Source organism: Neptuniibacter sp. QD37_11, from assembly GCF_047778105.1.
GTDB lineage: Bacteria > Pseudomonadota > Gammaproteobacteria > Pseudomonadales > Balneatricaceae > Neptuniibacter.
On record NZ_CP180552.1, the window covers coordinates 316,168 to 332,717 of the forward strand.

Genomic DNA, 16,550 nt, shown 5'->3' on the forward strand with positions numbered 1-16,550 from the left:
CCCGTTTGCTAAGATGAGAATTATCGATTTTTGAATGAAAAACGCTCATTTTTACCCTGAAAGTGCAATTCTTATTTGAAGCTTTCCTCTATCTGCGAGAAAATTGCGCCCAATTTTTTCCTGAACCTTCTATTTTGGGCAAAACGCCCAGGAGCTGAGTTAATGTCTTCTCGTAGAGAACTTGCCAACGCGATTCGTGCGTTGAGCATGGATGCCGTACAGAAAGCTAAATCTGGTCACCCGGGTGCCCCAATGGGTATGGCGGATATCGCTGAAGTGCTTTGGAACGATTTTATGAAGCACAACCCAACAAACCCGCAGTGGTTCGATCGAGACCGTTTCGTACTGTCCAATGGTCATGGCTCTATGCTGATCTACAGCTTGCTTCACCTGACTGGCTACGATGTCTCTATCGAAGATTTGAAAAACTTCCGCCAGCTTCATTCTAAAACAGCGGGTCACCCTGAATATGGTTACTGCCCAGGTGTAGAAACGACAACAGGTCCTTTGGGTCAAGGCATTACTAACGCGGTTGGTTTTGCAGTTGCAGAGAAAACGCTAGCTGCTCAGTTCAACCGTGCAGGTCACGATATTGTTGATCACAACACGTATGTGTTCATGGGTGATGGCTGCTTGATGGAAGGTATTTCTCATGAGGCTTGTTCTCTAGCGGGTACGCTGGGTCTTGGGAAACTGATTGCATTCTGGGATGACAACGGCATCTCAATTGATGGTGAAGTTGAAGGCTGGTATACGGACGATAACGTTAAACGTTTTGAGTCTTACGGTTGGCAGGTTATCCCTAATGTTGATGGTCACGATGCTGACCAGATTCGTGCGGCGATCGAGCAAGCGAAAGAAAATACAGAACAACCAACACTGATCTGCTGTAAAACAGTTATCGGTTTTGGTTCTCCGAACAAAGAAGGTAAAGAAGACTGTCACGGTGCACCACTGGGTGATGATGAAATCGCTCTGACACGTGAGCGTCTGGGCTGGACTCATCCTGCTTTTGAAGTTCCTTCTGAAATTGCTGAAGACTGGAATGCGCAGGAAGCGGGTGTTCACGCTGAAAATGAGTGGAACGAACGTTTTGCTGCGTACCGTGCTGAGTTCCCAGAACTAGCAGATGAGCTACTACGTCGTATCTCTGGAGAACTGCCAGCTGATTTTTCAGAAAAAGCTGATGCTTACATCGCAGAAATTGCTGAGAAAGGTGAAACAATCGCTTCTCGTAAGGCATCTCAGAATGCGTTGAATGCATACGGTCCTCTTCTACCTGAGCTACTAGGTGGCTCTGCCGATCTAGCAGGTTCTAACTTGACTCTATGGTCTGGCTGCAAAGGTGTAGAGAAAAACGATGCCTCTGGTAACTACCTGTTCTACGGTGTACGTGAATTTGGTATGTCTGCGATCATGAACGGTATCGCTTTGCACGGTGGTTTCATCCCTTATGGTGCGACCTTCCTTGTATTTATGGAATACGCACGTAATGCAGTTCGTATGGCTGCACTGATGAAGCAACGTGCTATCCATGTTTATACGCACGATTCTATTGGTTTGGGTGAAGATGGTCCGACTCACCAGCCAGTTGAGCAAGTGGCTAACCTACGTCACACGCCAAACATGAGTACATGGCGTCCCTGTGATGCAGTTGAGTCTGCAGTAGCTTGGAAGGCTGCGCTTGAGCGTGCAGATGGCCCAACGGCAATGATCTTTTCGCGTCAGGGATTACCGCATCAGGTCCGTTCAGAAGAGCAGATTGCAAACATCGCGAAAGGTGGTTACATCCTACGTGACACTGATGGACAGCCAGATGCTATCCTGATTGCTACAGGTTCTGAAGTAGGCCTTGCAATGGATGCTGCTGAAGCGCTTGCTGCTGAAGGTACGAACGTTCGTGTAGTTTCTATGCCAGAAACGGGTGTGTTCGATCAGCAGTCTTCTGAATACCGTGAGTCCGTTCTTCCTGCTGCCGTGACAGCACGTGTTGCTGTTGAAGCGCTGCAGGCAGACTTCTGGTACAAATACGTTGGTTTGAACGGTGCCATCGTCGGTATGCGTACCTTCGGTGAATCTGCGCCTGCAGGTGAATTGTTCAAACACTTCGGTTTCACTACTGAAAACGTAGTTGAAACGGTTAAATCTGTTCTGTAATAGAACACGTAAAAAGACCCGGGGTTCCGGGTCTTTTTATTTTTAGGGTAGGGTTCTAGATTGAGTTATCGCGTTGCAATCAATGGCTATGGTCGAATCGGCCAGTGTGTCCTGCGTGCGATTTATGAAAATGGATTGCAAAATCTATTTAGGGTTGTTGCTATCAATGAGCTGTCCGATCTTGAAACGGTAACCTACCTGACACGCTACGACACGACTCATGGTCGTTTTCCGGTGTCTGTTGAACACAATGGCAAGCAGCTTCTGGTCAATGGAGACACTATTCAGATTCTGAGTGAATCTGATGCTGAGGATCTGCCTTGGGCTGATTTGGGTATTGATCTTCTCTTTGAGTGTTCAGGATCGTTTAAAGCTCGCTCTCTAGCTGAGTTACATTTGCATAGCGGTGCTCAGCGCTTGTTGTTTTCTCAGCCTGCTACAGATGAGGTAGATGCAACTATCGTCTTTGGTTTGAACGAGAAATTGCTACGTCCCGAGCATAAAGTTGTCTCAGCGGCTTCCTGTACCACCAACTGTATTATCCCAGTACTAGATCTACTAGATAAACAGCTTGGGATTGAAAATGGTGTCACGACCACGATTCATTCCGCGATGAATGATCAGCCGGTTATCGATAGTTACCATCAAACTGATTTACGTCTAACTCGAAGTGCTATGCATTCAATTGTGCCTGTAGACACAGGTCTAGATAAGGGTATTGATCGTCTGTTACCGCATCTCGCGGGTATGTTTCAGTGCCTGCATGTTCGAGTTCCCACGATAAATGTATCGATGATGGATCTCTCAATTAATGTGTCGCAGCCGACCAATGTCGAAGAGGTGAATCACATCCTGCAGCGTGCCTCTATCGAAGGGCCGTTAAAGGGACTATTAGGTTATACCGAAGAGCCCCATGCTTCGGTAGACTTCAACCGCGATTCCCGTTCCGCGGTAGTAGACGGTACCCAGACAAAAGTGTCTGAAGGGCGTCTGATCAAGCTTGTTTGTTGGTTTGATAATGAATGGGGCTTTGCTAACCGTATGTTAGATGTTGCACAGCACTGGTTAGCGTTAGGCGGTGAAGAAACATAAGCTGCTAAAGAAACGAATTCCTGATTTAAATATTTAAAAACTTAAGTAGGGCACGTCAATGAGCGTACTGAAAATGAGCGAACTGGATCTGAGCGGCAAGCGCGTTCTGATCCGTGAAGACCTAAACGTACCAGTGAAAAATGGTGAAGTAACTTCTGATGCGCGTATCCGCGCATCATTGCCGACTATTGAGCTGGCACTTAAAGCAGGTGCTAAGGTGATGGTCATGTCTCACCTAGGTCGACCAACGGAAGGTGAATACAACGAAGAGTTCTCTCTACAGCCTGTAGCTAACCATATTGGCAGTTTGTTGGGTCGCGAAGTTCCACTAATTAAAGATTGGTTGGACGGAGGCTTTGAGGTTGCAGAAGGCGATCTGGTATTGCTGGAAAACGTTCGCTTTAATGTAGGCGAAAAGAAAGACAATGAAGAGTTATCTCAGAAGATGGCTGCATTGTGTGATGTTTATGTGATGGATGCATTCGGTACGGCACACCGTGCTCAAGCGTCGACCCACGGCGTGGCGAAATTTGCTGAAGTCGCATGTGCTGGCCCTCTATTAGCAGGTGAACTAGATGCCTTGGGTAAGGCGCTAGATAAGCCTGCACGTTCGCTCGCAGCGATCGTTGGCGGATCTAAAGTATCGACGAAACTTGAAGTGCTAACAGCGCTATCCGACCAAGTTGATCAGTTGATCGTCGGTGGAGGCATTGCGAACACTTTCCTGGCTGCGGCAGGTAAGCCAGTGGGTAAATCACTGTGCGAACATGACCTGATTCCGGTAGCTCAGGATCTGATGAAGAAAGTAAACATCCCGATGCCGGTTGATGTTGTGGTTGCCAAAGAGTTTGCTGAAACAGCTGAAGCGACGGTTAAATCTGTTGATGATGTAGCTGAAGATGACATGATTTTGGATATTGGTCCTCAATCTGCACAAAACCTAGCTGAACTGCTGAAAGATGCAGGAACAATCATCTGGAACGGTCCAGTTGGTGTATTTGAATTTGACCAGTTTGGTGAAGGTACTAAGACGTTGTCTCTAGCTATCGCTGAAAACCACGGTTTCTCTATAGCGGGCGGTGGTGACACCTTAGCAGCTGTGGATAAATACGATATTGCAGATAAGGTATCTTATATCTCTACTGGTGGTGGTGCGTTCCTTGAGTTTGTTGAAGGTAAGAAGCTACCTGCAGTGGCTGCTCTGGAAGCTAAAAACGCTTAAGCACTAATTTTAATAATGGATGGGTGGTAAACTCTGCCCATCCCCGTCTTTCGACGAAGTTAACAGATATTTAAAGGTGACAAAATGGCTCTGATCTCCATGCGTCAGCTGCTGGATCATGCTGCTGAAAACGACTATGGCATTCCAGCATTCAACGTGAACAATCTGGAACAGATGCGCGCTATTATGGAAGCGGCAGATAAAACTAACTCTCCAGTAATTGTTCAGGCGTCTGCCGGTGCGCGTAAATATGCAGGCTCTAACTTCCTGCGTCACATGATCGAAGCGGCGATTGCTGAATTCCCGCATATCCCGGTATGTATGCACCAGGACCACGGTACGTCTCCTGCGGTTTGTCAGCGTACTATCGCGATGGGCTTCTCCTCTGTCATGATGGACGGTTCCCTGATGTCTGATGGTAAAACGCCATCAAGCTACGAATACAACGTTGATGTTACTCGCCGTACGGTTGAAATGGCACATGCGTGTGGTGTTTCTGTAGAGGGTGAGCTGGGTTGTCTGGGTTCTTTGGAAACAGGTCAAGCGGGCGAAGAAGACGGTATCGGTGCTGAAGGTACATTGTCTCACGATCAGATGCTGACAGATCCAGATGAAGCAGCAGACTTCGTGAAGAAGACTGGTGTAGACGCTTTGGCAATAGCTTGTGGTACATCTCACGGTGCATACAAGTTTACTCGTCCACCTACCGGTGACATTCTAGCGATTGATCGCATCAAAGCGATCAATGAGCGCATTCCGGGGACTCACCTAGTAATGCATGGTTCCTCTTCTGTTCCTCAGGAATGGTTGGCTGTAATTAATGAGTTTGGTGGCGAGATTCCAGAAACTTACGGTGTGCCTGTTGAGCAGATCGTTGAAGGTATCAAGTACGGTGTGCGTAAAGTAAACATCGACACAGACCTTCGTCTAGCATCTACTGGTGCGATCCGCCGTTTCTTGGCTGAAAACCCAGCTGAGTTTGACCCACGTAAATACCTGAAGAAGTCTATGGAAGCGATGACAGATATCTGTGTAAATCGCTACGAAGCTTTCGGTACAGCAGGTAATGCGTCGAAGATCACTGCGATCTCTCTGGAAAACATGGCCGAGAAATACGAAAGTGGTGAACTAGATCCAAAAATTGCTTAAATTGATTTCTGTTTAAGCCATAAAAAAAACCGCCTTAGGGCGGTTTTTTATGGCCTTAGAAAAGCTTTAAAATAGCTCTTCCGCAGTATTGGTGGATGCAGAATTGCTAGGTGTAGCATAACCGGTTGGAATATTTTTCTTACGGAAATATTCGTAGATGGCGTCAGCCTGCCCAGGGTAAGCCAATTGTCCACTGCGAGGATCAATTTTTACGCTAACAATGCCTTGAGGAGCTTTGGGTGCATTTTCAGGTTTGTCCTCAAGTGCATCTCGCATGAAATCGATCCAGATCGGTAGGGCAGCTGTGCCGCCAAACTCACGTCGGCCTAAGGTTTTAGGTTGATCGAAACCAACCCAGGCGGTCGCAACGAAGTCTTGGTTGAAACCAGAGAACCACGCATCTTTCTGATCATTGGTAGTTCCGGTTTTACCCGCTATATCTTTACGTTTGAGTATTAGAGCTTTGCGAGCAGTGCCTCGGCGAATTGTATCCTGCATGATGTTATAGGTCAGGAATGACACTTGCTCGTTATATATTCGTGGAGCAAGCTTTTGTTCTTGGCTTTGCTCGCAATCGTTATTACATACAGTAGCGGGTTGGGCGGTGAACAGGTTCTCTCCAAACTGAGTTTCAATGCGCTGAATAAAATAAGGTTCTACTTTGAAGCCACCATTGGCAAAAGCCGCATAACCTGTGGCTAGTTGAAGCGGTGTTACGTCTGCTGTACCCAAAGATAAAGATAAATTGTTGGGTAGTTTCGTGCGGTCGAAACCTGCTAGATCTAGGTAAGTTTGGGCTGCGTCTATACCTATTGCTCGCAGAAGTCTAATTGAAACAAGGTTTCTTGATTTATAGAGAGCTTCACGTAGGCGTGTAGGGCCGTAGAATTTTTTGCTGGAATTTTCCGGGCGCCAATTGCCTTCCAATTGTTGGTCATGGATGACAATTGGGGCATCGTTAATTAAAGAGGCGGGAGAATAGCCTTTATCCAATGCAGCAGCATAAATAAAAGGTTTGAAGTTTGAACCCGGCTGACGAACGGCTTGAGTGCTGCGATTAAATTTATTGTGAGTGAAATTAAATCCGCCTACGAGAGATACAATAGCACCATCTTTAGGGTTCAAGGCAACAAGGGAACCTTGAACTTTAGGAGTTTGCGTTAGATGGAATTTCCCTTCCTTCTCTCGAATTCGAATTAAATCCCCGATTTTTAATACGTCGCTAGCCTTCTTCGGGGCTTTGCCTGTGTAGTTGACCGATTTGTATGGTTTTGCCCATGCTATACCTTCCCATTCTAGCGTCGCTTTTTTTCCTTCTTTCAAGAGTAATTCTGCAGATTTATCATCGACTGATAGAACAACTGCTGGTTGAAGGGTGAAGTAAGAAATTACTTTGTTCAATTTCTTCTGTAGATCATCAGAAGAGGTGTTGGCGATATCCCACTGGTCCTCAGCTCCTAGGTAGCCATGGCGCTCAGAGTAAGCCACCAAGCCGTTTGATACAGCGATGTTTGCTGACGATTGAAGTTTGCTATCCAGAGTCGTGTAGACTTTATATCCATCGGTATACAGATTCTCACCGAATTGTTCGTATAGTTCTTTTCGAACCATCTCTGCAACATAATATGCGCGCAGTTCAATATCGCTTGTGTGATATTTAGCTGTAACGGGAGCGGCAATAGCTTCTTCTAACTGTTGATCATTAATGAAACTGAGCGAGTGCATACGTTTAAGAATCCAATTTCGTCGCTCTATCGCCCTGCTAGGGTTGGTGATCGGGTTAAAAGCAGAAGGGGCTTTAGGCAGACCGGCAATCATTGCATGCTGAGCAAGACTTAAGTTTTCGATATTCTTGCCGTAATAGACATTAGCTGCTGCTTGTATACCGTATGAACGGTGGCCTAAATAGATTTTATTGATATAGAGCTCAAAGATTTCTTCTTTACTTAGTTCTTGCTCGATTCTAAGTGCGAGCAAAATTTCCATGAACTTTCGTGTAAACGTTTTCTCACGAGTAAGGAAGAAGTTTTTAGCAACCTGCATGGTGATGGTCGAACCACCACTTTGGATATGACCAGTTGATGCTAATTGGAATGCAGCTCGAGATAGGCCTTTAATATCAATGCCGAAGTGGTCAAAAAAACGACTGTCTTCAGCAGCGGTAAGAGCATGAATGAACTGAGGTGGGATCTCTTCAAAGTTGATCGGTGTGCGACGTTTTTCACCAAATTCAGCAATGAGCTTTTCGTCCTGAGAGAAAATTCGCAAAGGAGTTTGAAACTGAACATCTTTAAGTGAATCGGTATTGGGTAGTTTTGGAGAGAAGTGGTAATAGACGCCTGCAAACGTAAGTGTGCCTAAGAACAAGCAAAAAATACCGATTTTAAACAAAAGTTTGAAAAGCGAAACCATAGCTGACATGCTACTCTGATACGTTGAAAAGTTGATTTGGGTCTATTATATAGATAGGTGGTATTGATCCTCTAGCAGATATTAAATATTAATTAGTTTTTAATATCTCTTAGGGTAAGCCAAGGGTACTTAATACACATTAACGCAGGACTAGTTAGGGAATATATTTGTGTTGGGCTTTTTGGGAAACAAGTCAAGTTGTTTGGTTGGGCTGGATGTCGGATCTTCATCCGTAAAGTTAGTGGCTCTTTCTAAAAATGGCGGTGGTTATACTCTAGAATCTTATGCCGTGGTTTCGTTACCTACGACAGCTGTTATTGATGGCAATATTCAAGATATTGGTCAGGTGGCTGAAACAATAGAAAAAGCAGTAAAAGTGGCAGGAGGGAAATTGTCGTCTGCTATTGCTGCTGTGCCAGCGTCTGCCGTTATTACAAAACGTATTGAAATGAGTAATGCCTTCACAGAATTTGAGCTTGAAGAGCAAATCAAGGTCGAGGCCGATCAGTTTATTCCATACCCATTAGATGAAGTTGCGCTGGATTTTGAGGTGTTAGGTCCAGTCAAAAATAATGATAGCTTACAACAAGTATTACTTGTGGCTTGTAGAAAGACAGATGTCGAACAGCGTGAAGATGTAATTAGTAATTCAGGGCTGCAATGTTCAATTGTTGATGTAGATACCTTTGCCGTCGAGAGGGCTTTTCCATTAATTTCTCCTGAGCAGAGAGATGAATCTAATTTGATTGGTGTTGTTGATATTGGAGCTGCTACGCTTACTCTAAATGTATTCAAAGGTACTGAGATTGTTTATAGCCGTGAGCAGGCTTTTGGGGGTAATGATTTAACAAATACTATTCATCAACAGTATGGAATGAGTGTCGAAGAAGTAGAACAGTCGTTAAGGCTTAATGAATTATCTTCTGAAATTCATGACATGGTGGTCTTACCATTCAGGGGGACTGTGGCGCAACAAGTGTCTCGATCCCTTCAATTCTTTTATTCATCTGGTGCCCATAGTGAACTTTCCGCATTGTTTTTGTCTGGAGGGACTGCAACTATCAAGGGGCTTGTTGATCAGCTAACTGAAGAACTGGGTATAAACGCCGATATGGCTAACCCATTCTTAAATATGTCAATTAGTTCACGTGTAAATCGTTCAAGGTTAGAGCGTGATGCGCCTTCTTTGATAAAAGCATGTGGGTTGGCAATGCGTGGATTTGAGGACAAGGTGTAGATTATGGCTACAATCAATTTAAGGCCTTGGCGTGAAGAAAAGTCCAAAGAACGCCAGAAGCATTTCTTAATAAATTTGGGCGGTGCCGCCTTGTTTGCCGGAGCTGTTGTTCTAGGGATAGGGTATTATTTTGATTTAATGCATGATCGGCAGGTTGACAGAAATGATTATCTTAAAGCCGAATCTGCAAAGCTAGATAAGAAGCTCAAAGAAATTAAAGAATTAAAGGAAAAGAAGCAGCGGTTACTAGCGCGATTGGATGCAATACAGCAGCTGCAGGCATCTAGGCCAATAATCGTGAGGAATTTTGATGAATTGGTGAAAGTTTTGCCCGATGGTATTTATTATTCTCGAGTGAGTCGTAAAGCAAATAGTATCGGCATTAATGGAGTCGCTGAAGATAAATTGGATGTTTCAAATCTTATGCGAAATATTAATTCATCTATATGGTTTGGTGAGCCAACTCTCAGTACAGTTAAGTTGTCTAAAGAGGGATTGAATTCATTTTCTTTATCTTTACCAGTAGTAACGCCAAAAGAGAAGAAAGGGAGTTAAATAATGGAGGTGCTAAAGAACGCATTCAAAGGTTTTGATCCAGGGAATATGGATTTTTCTAGTGCTGGTAATTGGCCGATTGGTGTTAAATATATTTCATACCTCTTGGTTATAGTAATTATTTTAGTGGCAGGTACTCATTTTTATATTGCAGAGAAGCAAAAAGGCCTAGAGAGAGTTATTGCAAAAGAAGAAGGCCTAAAAACACAATATAAAAGCAAGGCCCTACAAGTTGCTAACTTAGAAGCACTTCGACTACAGATGAAAGATGTTGAGGGGCGCTTTAAGGAGTTGTTAAAGCAGTTGCCTACAAAAAAAGAGGTGCCTGGTTTGTTGGATGATATAACTAATTTAGGTACTGCGGCGGGGCTAAATATAGGATCAATTGTATTAGCTTCTGAGAAAAGAGCTGATTTCTATAGAGAGTTGCCAATAAAAATTAATGTGTCTGGGTCTTATCACCAGTTAGGTCAATTTGTAAGTGGTGTTGCTGGTTTATCTAGAATTGTTACTATGCATAATTATTCTATTAAGCCACTGAATGCGGGTGTTTCAATGAATATTGAAGCTAAAACCTATAGGTATGATGACAACGAACCAGCATCCAAGAAAAAGAAAACTAAAAAGGGGAGGAAAAAATGATTAAGAATATAAAGTTTATTTTCTGCTCTTTGGTCACCTCTCTTTTGGCGGGATGTGTAGATTGGGTTGATGATACAACTGATTTGCAAAAATATGTGGCTAAAACAAATCAAATTAAAGGCGGGAAAATTGAACCTTTGCCAGAGTTTCAGCCATATAATAGTTTTGTTTATGAAGGTGCTTCATTAAGGGAGCCTTTCAGAGCAATCGAACTCGCTCCTGAAAAGGAAAGTTTGCCTGAGGATGGCTTATTTGGAGAGCTTAAGCCTGATTCAGAGAGAGAAAAGAGTTATCTGGAATCGTTTGCAATTGATAATCTCAATATGGTTGGAACAATCAATCAAAGAGACGATGATCGCCTTTGGGCTTTAGTTAAGGATAATAATTCCGAAATACATAGAGTCACAGTAGGTGATTATATGGGGTTAGATCATGGTGAAATAATCTCTTTAGATGAGTTGCAAATAAATATAATTGAAATAATCAAAAATGGTCGCGGTGGTTGGATGAAACGCACCCGTAGCCTTGCCTTGAATGAGCCGGAATAAGGGATAATATTGTGAAAATTCGGGTCCCCATGAACACTGTACCTACAATCAATTTGTATAAAAAAATGTACCTATTGTCTGTGGCTTTGATCAGTGTGTTCTTGTCGCAGTGGGCGGCAGCTGAAATTCAACTGAAACAGGCGAATTTTGTGGCTTTGCCTGGCGGGAAAGTTGAACTGAAATTTGACTTTGATTCTACGCCTCCATCGCCCCAGGCTTACATGATAAATCAGCCGGCTAGACTCGTAATGGATCTATGGGGCGTTAAAAATGGGTTAGATACACGCTCCTTAGATATTAAAACGGGGCAAGTTGATGGAGTCAGTTTTGCACAAACTGATGGTAGGCTGCGAGTGGTTACCAGTCTTTTTGAGCCTTCTTCATATAAAACTTTTACAGAAGGTAACAGCCTATTTGTAATAGTCCAATCTGGGGGATATGTGTCTAATATGGCGCCCGCTGCCTCTAAAAGTATGATTTCCCAATCTCAAGTTGGTGCAGAAAGTTCTTCTGGTTTAGTTTCCGATCGCACAAGTGTTGTTGGGATGGACTTTGAAAGGGAAGAGGGTGGTATTGGGCGAGTAAGTATTACCCTTTCAGATGATAAAGCGGGTGTCGATATACAAGAAGAAGGTAACAATGTTGTTGTAAACCTGGTTGGGGCCGATCTCTCGCGTGCTCTAGAACAGCGGGTAGATGTACAGGATTTTGCTACGCCTGTAATGTTTATTGATGCTATGGCTAATGGAGGCAATACAAGCATTCTTGTTAAGCCTAGCGCTGAGCCATATGAATATTTAGCTTATCAGACTGACAATAAGTTGGTACTGGATTTCAAACCTCTAAGTGCAGCTGAAAAGCAAGAGAGGGATAAGGATCTATTCCCGTTTAGTGGCGAAGCAATAGATTTAAATTTTCAAAATGTAGAACTTCGTTCTGTATTGCAAATTATTGCTGAAGTAGCTGAATTGAACTTAGTTGTTAGCGATACTGTTAGCGGCAACATTACTCTGCGATTGAAAAACGTACCTTGGGATCAAGCTCTAGATATAATTTTGAAAACTAAAGGCTTAGATCAACGAACCGTAGGTAATGTATTGCTGATAGCTCCAGCAACAGAAATCGCAAAGCGGGAGCAGGAAGAATTAGAAAGTTCTCAGAAAGTAGAGCAACTGGCGCCTTTGAGAACTGAATATATTCAGGTTGAGTACCGTAAAGCTTCAGATATGCTTGATGCTATTGAAAAAGCAAAGTTAATCTCAGAACGCGGTTTTGTTATGTCAGATGATGAAACTAATATCTTAATGGTTAAAGGAACTGAGAAGGATATCGAGGCTATACGGAGCACGTTAAGGCGTTTTGACGTTGAAGTGGAGCAAGTTTTAGTTGAAGCCCGTTTAGTGAATGCTCGATCTAGTGTGACTAAAGATTTAGGCGTTCGTTGGGGCTTCGGTTATAACGATGTGAATAGCAATGGAGAAGGATGGATTGTTAATGACACATATGAATCTATTGATTTTGGTTCGCCTCCTACTGCAGCAGGGTTGCAGGTTGACTTAGGTGCAACAGCGGCAAATGCTGGTTCTATTGCTATTGGGTTTAAACCAGGTTCAAGTTCTTTGTTGGCACTAGAGTTAAGTGCGTTAGAAACTGATGGCAAGGCGGAAGTGATTTCTCAACCTAAAGTTATGACAACAAATGGTACGCAAGCATCAATTGAGTCTGGTTCTGAAATCCCTTACCAAACGGTAGAAGATGGTGAAGTTAGTGTTGAATTCAAAGATGTAGTTTTGAAATTAGATGTTACGCCACGTATAAATCCGGGGGATAGAATTGCCATGGATTTGGAAATTAAACAAGATTCAATTGGGTCGGTATTACCAAATGGTGAGCTGAGTATTGATAATAACGAACTCAGAACTTCGGTAGTGGTTCCTGATGGACAAACCATTGTTCTTGGTGGGGTCTTTAGGAATGAAAACAGCGAGACCACAGGTAAAATCCCTTTATTAGGAGATCTTCCAATCATGGGGGCTTTGTTCAGAAATAAAGAAAATACTTCAGAAAAAACTGAGTTGTTGATTTTCATTACACCTAAATTGGTAAGAAATTCATTAACATCACAGTAATTGTAAGAATGGTTGTGTGAATTGAACATCTTTCTCGTTGGGCCTATGGGAGCTGGAAAAAGCACCATAGGCCGTTTGTTATCTCAAGAATTGAAATTAGAATTTGTTGATTCTGATCGTGAAATAGAAAATCGTGCTGGTGCTGATATACCTTGGATCTTCGATGTAGAAGGAGAAATAGGTTTCAGAGATAGGGAGGAGAGTGTCATAAAGGAATTGGCAGAAGACCGCTCTATTGTCCTTTCGACAGGAGGTGGGGCTGTTTTAAGGGCCGCTAATCGGGCAGCATTACAGTCGAATGGAACAGTGGTTTATTTAGAAACATCAGTGGATCAACAATTAGATAGAACCTCTCGCGACAAAAATAGACCTCTACTTCAAACCGAAGACCCTAGGGCTGTGTTAGAGTCGCTTATGGCTGAACGTCATCCCTTATATCTTGATTGTGCGGATATAACTGTTAGGACTGATAAGCGCCATCCCAAAACGGTCGCTAGTGACATTATTAAACAATTAAAGGCAAAGTCACCGCTTGATGCGGAGTAAGCAATTTTCTATGCAAACATTAAAAGTTGATCTGGGTGATCGAAGTTACCCTATTTTTATTGGGCAAGGTTTACTAGATCAGGGGCTTATGGCTCCGTATATAAAGGGCAAGCAAGTCCTGATAGTAACGAATGAAACGATTGCGCCTTTATATCTTGAGCGTCTAAAAAAAACATTAGTAGGACAGTTTCAAGTAGATGCTGTGGTATTGCCAGATGGTGAACAGTATAAAAACCTGGGTCAGATCAACACGATCTTTGATGCTTTATTAGAAAATCGCCATAACAGAACGACAACACTTATCGCGCTCGGCGGTGGTGTTGTAGGGGATATGACCGGATTTGCGGCCGCGTGTTACCAACGCGGTGTGAACTTTGTTCAGGTTCCGACAACTCTGCTTTCTCAAGTAGATTCTTCAGTGGGTGGGAAGACCGGCGTTAACCATCCTCAAGGTAAGAACATGATTGGAGCGTTTCATCAGCCTCAATGTGTTGTGATTGATACTGATGTTTTAAATACCCTGCCTGAAAAAGAGTTGTCAGCAGGTATGGCAGAAGTGATCAAGTATGGCTTGATCTACGATGAAGCTTTTCTATGTTATTTAGAAGATCATATTGATGGCTTGATGGGGTTGCAGTCAGATCTTCTTGAACAGGCAATTTATCGTTCTTGTGCTGTTAAAGCAGAGGTGGTTGCGCAAGATGAGAAAGAGGCAGGTATTCGAGCGTGGTTGAACCTAGGGCACACATTTGGTCATGCGATTGAGGCTAACCAAGGCTATGGTGAATGGCTTCATGGTGAAGCTGTTGGTGCTGGAACAATGATGGCGGCAGATCTTTCTTGTCGCTTGGGTTGGATCTCATCTTCTGATGTTGATCGAATCAGGAATATACTTGAGGCTGCTAATCTTCCTGTGCATCCGCCCGAGTCTATGGGAATTGATACTTTTAAAGATTTGATGCTTGTGGATAAAAAGGTTATTGATGGAAGTATTCGTCTTGTGCTGCTTCAAGAGATTGGTAAAGCAATTGTAACTTCAGATTTTCCAGCGGAGTTATTAGACCGAACCTTATCTGCGGGTAAAAAGTTAGGTAGCTGCTGTTAGTTAATGCTTTAAGAGTTGATCCTTTCTGATGAAGTCAAATATTTACTTTGAACCGCCAAGTCGTCTTCAACTACTAGATAAACTAAAGCATTTGGTTAGGTTTTCTGATTTCTTGCTATTAGTTTCAGGGGAACGAGGAGCAGGAAAAAGTACTTTATTGGATCAGCTCCATCCCGAAAAGGGCGATACAACACTTTGTAGCTGCTTTATAACGCCTGAAGCGGAATTATCGCAGCAAAAATTGCTTGCATCCCTTATCAGTCAATTACCAAGTCATGATGCGGCCGGGACCGGGTTTGCTGATCAACTAAAAGTTTTCCACCTTCAGCTAAAAGCACTGAGTTCAGCGGGTCAGAAATGTCTGATACTGATTGATGATGCGGAATATCTGTCTAATGAGGCGTTTGAATTGCTGATGAATCTGCATGCGGCAGGTGCGCAGTTACTTTTGATGTCTGAACCATCATACGCAGAAGCTGTTTTAGATACAGACCTTGTTAAAGCGATGGAAGGGCGTGTTCACCATGTTGCTATTGAGGGTATGTCGGATGAAGAAGCTGCTGAATATCTACAGATTTGTCATCCAGCGCTGACATCGCTTCCTGAAAAGAAAAAAGCAGATTTGATCTCTCTGTCTGGTGGTATGCCGGGGCGAATAGAAACTCTGCTTGCTGGTGGCAAAATTACAGTTCCCCCGCGGAAAAAAACTGCATTCCCTCTGCCACCCATTCATATGATGGGTATAGCTGTTGTGTTATTAGGTATTGTGGGGGTTTCACTGTGGAAATTTATGCCAGAAGAGCCTGATATTGATCAGCAAGTGGCAGTCGAAGAACGGGTAACCGTGCCATTAGTTGTTCCAGCAGCTGTAGAGCAACCTGAAGCGATTAAAATTGAGAGTGGCCGGACAGAAAAGGCTGTGCAGCCTGACATGCTTCTAGAAAAAAATCCTTCAGTAAGAGAAGAGCTCTCGGCTCGCTTAAAAGAGCAGGAAGATAAACTAAACAGTGTAGCTAAACCCGCGCCGGTAGTAACCGATCCGCCAAGTATTGCTGACGCCAAGCCTAGGCAAGCTGTTAAGGTTGAACCTCCTCAAACAGAGGTTGTTTCAGTGCCTGCTGTTAGTGCTCCGGCAGTATCCAAGGTGGATACGGCTCAGTTGGAAAAAGACCTTAGAGAGGTTGTTAAAGCAAGTGGCGAAACGCAGCCTTCTGTTTCGCCTGCGATTTCAAAGGTTAAATCTCAAGAGAAGAAACCCAAGGAGGAAGCAGTAGCATCGAAGGGGCTGAGTCAAAGTGAGCAAGCGTTGATGGGTTGGCCTGATAAAGGTTATACCTTGCAGATGTTAGGTGCTAGGTCAGAAGAAAGTGCCCTTGGTTTTATCAAATCTCAGCAGAAACCAAGTGACTTTTACCACTTCTCGACAATATATAAAGGGTTGCCGTGGCACGTAGTTGTACATGGGAAGTTTGCTAATAGAGATATTGCGAATGCAGCCATCAGGAAATTGCCAAAAGAGCTACAAAACGTGAAACCTTGGGCAAGAAGTATTCAAGGCGTAAAAATAGATATTAAAAGCAAAAAATAGTTTAAAAACAAATAGATGGCTTGCTTGTTGAGTGGGTCATTACCTTCCCAATATCCTCGGGCAACTGTTTGAAATTTGTCCCAAACCCACTTCGCGTGTAGAATAGCTGTCCCTTTTTGCTGAGTGGCGTATATATTGCAGCAGAAAGAATTATTAAGATATTGATTT

The 16,550-nt window shown here is 43.5% G+C and carries 13 protein-coding genes; 12 read left to right on the top strand and 1 reads right to left on the bottom strand.

Translation table 11 applies throughout. The features are described 5' to 3' along the window. The first annotated feature begins 162 nt into the window (after positions 1-162). The 4 genes from tkt (at position 163) to fba (ending at position 5,620) form a co-directional block, all read left to right on the top strand. Positions 163-2,157 (top strand): transketolase, encoded by a 1,995-nt coding sequence (gene tkt / locus ACMXYT_RS01415; RefSeq protein WP_415899891.1) that lies wholly within the window; start codon positions 163-165, stop codon positions 2,155-2,157. A gap of 60 nt (positions 2,158-2,217) precedes the next feature. Continuing rightward, the gene (locus ACMXYT_RS01420; RefSeq protein WP_415899892.1) at positions 2,218-3,249 is read left to right on the top strand and encodes a type I glyceraldehyde-3-phosphate dehydrogenase; all 1,032 of its coding nucleotides are present in this window, start codon (positions 2,218-2,220) and stop codon (positions 3,247-3,249) included. A gap of 58 nt (positions 3,250-3,307) precedes the next feature. Then, entirely contained in the window at positions 3,308-4,471 is a 1,164-nt protein-coding gene (locus ACMXYT_RS01425; RefSeq protein WP_415899893.1) for a phosphoglycerate kinase, read from the top strand. A gap of 84 nt (positions 4,472-4,555) precedes the next feature. Beyond that, complete coding sequence (gene fba, locus ACMXYT_RS01430; protein ID WP_415899895.1) at positions 4,556-5,620, top strand: class II fructose-bisphosphate aldolase; 1,065 nt, start codon at positions 4,556-4,558, stop codon at positions 5,618-5,620. Positions 5,621-5,686: 66 nt separating this feature from the next. Here fba and ACMXYT_RS01435 read toward each other — a convergent pair whose 3' ends face one another. Continuing rightward, positions 5,687-8,041 (bottom strand): penicillin-binding protein 1A, encoded by a 2,355-nt coding sequence (locus tag ACMXYT_RS01435; RefSeq protein WP_415899896.1) that lies wholly within the window; start codon positions 8,039-8,041, stop codon positions 5,687-5,689. Between the two features lie 160 nt (positions 8,042-8,201). On the opposite strand from ACMXYT_RS01435, the gene pilM reads away from it, so the two are divergent. Genes pilM through ACMXYT_RS01475 form a run of 8 tightly spaced genes read left to right on the top strand, consistent with a single transcriptional unit; the run spans position 8,202 to position 16,382 of the window. After that, on the top strand, positions 8,202-9,269 hold the full coding sequence (gene pilM, locus ACMXYT_RS01440; RefSeq protein WP_415899897.1) for a type IV pilus assembly protein PilM: 1,068 nt from the start codon (positions 8,202-8,204) through the stop codon (positions 9,267-9,269). A 3-nt stretch (positions 9,270-9,272) separates the two neighbouring features. Next, positions 9,273-9,824 carry a PilN domain-containing protein gene (locus tag ACMXYT_RS01445; protein WP_415899898.1) on the top strand — a complete coding sequence of 184 codons (552 nt, stop codon included), beginning with the start codon at positions 9,273-9,275 and terminating at the stop codon, positions 9,822-9,824. 3 nt (positions 9,825-9,827) lie between these two features. Further along, entirely contained in the window at positions 9,828-10,466 is a 639-nt protein-coding gene (locus tag ACMXYT_RS01450) for a type 4a pilus biogenesis protein PilO (RefSeq protein WP_415899900.1), read from the top strand. Next, positions 10,463-11,014, top strand: coding sequence for a pilus assembly protein PilP (locus ACMXYT_RS01455; RefSeq protein WP_415899901.1), 552 nt, complete (start codon positions 10,463-10,465; stop codon positions 11,012-11,014). The genes ACMXYT_RS01450 and ACMXYT_RS01455 overlap by 4 nt, the downstream gene beginning before the upstream one ends. A 29-nt stretch (positions 11,015-11,043) precedes the next feature. Further along, entirely contained in the window at positions 11,044-13,143 is a 2,100-nt protein-coding gene (gene pilQ, locus ACMXYT_RS01460) for a type IV pilus secretin PilQ (RefSeq protein WP_415911761.1), read from the top strand. Between the two features lie 12 nt (positions 13,144-13,155). Further along, positions 13,156-13,689 carry a shikimate kinase AroK gene (aroK, locus tag ACMXYT_RS01465; RefSeq protein ID WP_415911762.1) on the top strand — a complete coding sequence of 178 codons (534 nt, stop codon included), beginning with the start codon at positions 13,156-13,158 and terminating at the stop codon, positions 13,687-13,689. A gap of 10 nt (positions 13,690-13,699) precedes the next feature. Beyond that, complete coding sequence (gene aroB / locus ACMXYT_RS01470) at positions 13,700-14,794, top strand: 3-dehydroquinate synthase (RefSeq protein ID WP_415899903.1); 1,095 nt, start codon at positions 13,700-13,702, stop codon at positions 14,792-14,794. A 28-nt stretch (positions 14,795-14,822) separates the two neighbouring features. Then, complete coding sequence (locus tag ACMXYT_RS01475) at positions 14,823-16,382, top strand: SPOR domain-containing protein (protein ID WP_415899905.1); 1,560 nt, start codon at positions 14,823-14,825, stop codon at positions 16,380-16,382. The last annotated feature ends 168 nt before the right edge of the window (positions 16,383-16,550 follow it).

What these genes read in the sequence shown, in the direction of transcription:
- ACMXYT_RS01435 (WP_415899896.1), bottom strand. Translation starts at nt 8,041, where the DNA reads ATGTCAGCTATGGTTTCGCTTTTCAAACTTTTGTTTAAAATCGGTATT.
- fba (WP_415899895.1), top strand. Translation starts at nt 4,556, where the DNA reads ATGGCTCTGATCTCCATGCGTCAGCTGCTGGATCATGCTGCTGAAAAC.
- ACMXYT_RS01425 (WP_415899893.1), top strand. Translation starts at nt 3,308, where the DNA reads ATGAGCGTACTGAAAATGAGCGAACTGGATCTGAGCGGCAAGCGCGTT.
- ACMXYT_RS01475 (WP_415899905.1), top strand. Translation starts at nt 14,823, where the DNA reads ATGAAGTCAAATATTTACTTTGAACCGCCAAGTCGTCTTCAACTACTA.
- ACMXYT_RS01450 (WP_415899900.1), top strand. Translation starts at nt 9,828, where the DNA reads ATGGAGGTGCTAAAGAACGCATTCAAAGGTTTTGATCCAGGGAATATG.
- ACMXYT_RS01445 (WP_415899898.1), top strand. Translation starts at nt 9,273, where the DNA reads ATGGCTACAATCAATTTAAGGCCTTGGCGTGAAGAAAAGTCCAAAGAA.
- aroB (WP_415899903.1), top strand. Translation starts at nt 13,700, where the DNA reads ATGCAAACATTAAAAGTTGATCTGGGTGATCGAAGTTACCCTATTTTT.
- pilQ (WP_415911761.1), top strand. Translation starts at nt 11,044, where the DNA reads ATGAACACTGTACCTACAATCAATTTGTATAAAAAAATGTACCTATTG.
- tkt (WP_415899891.1), top strand. Translation starts at nt 163, where the DNA reads ATGTCTTCTCGTAGAGAACTTGCCAACGCGATTCGTGCGTTGAGCATG.
- ACMXYT_RS01455 (WP_415899901.1), top strand. Translation starts at nt 10,463, where the DNA reads ATGATTAAGAATATAAAGTTTATTTTCTGCTCTTTGGTCACCTCTCTT.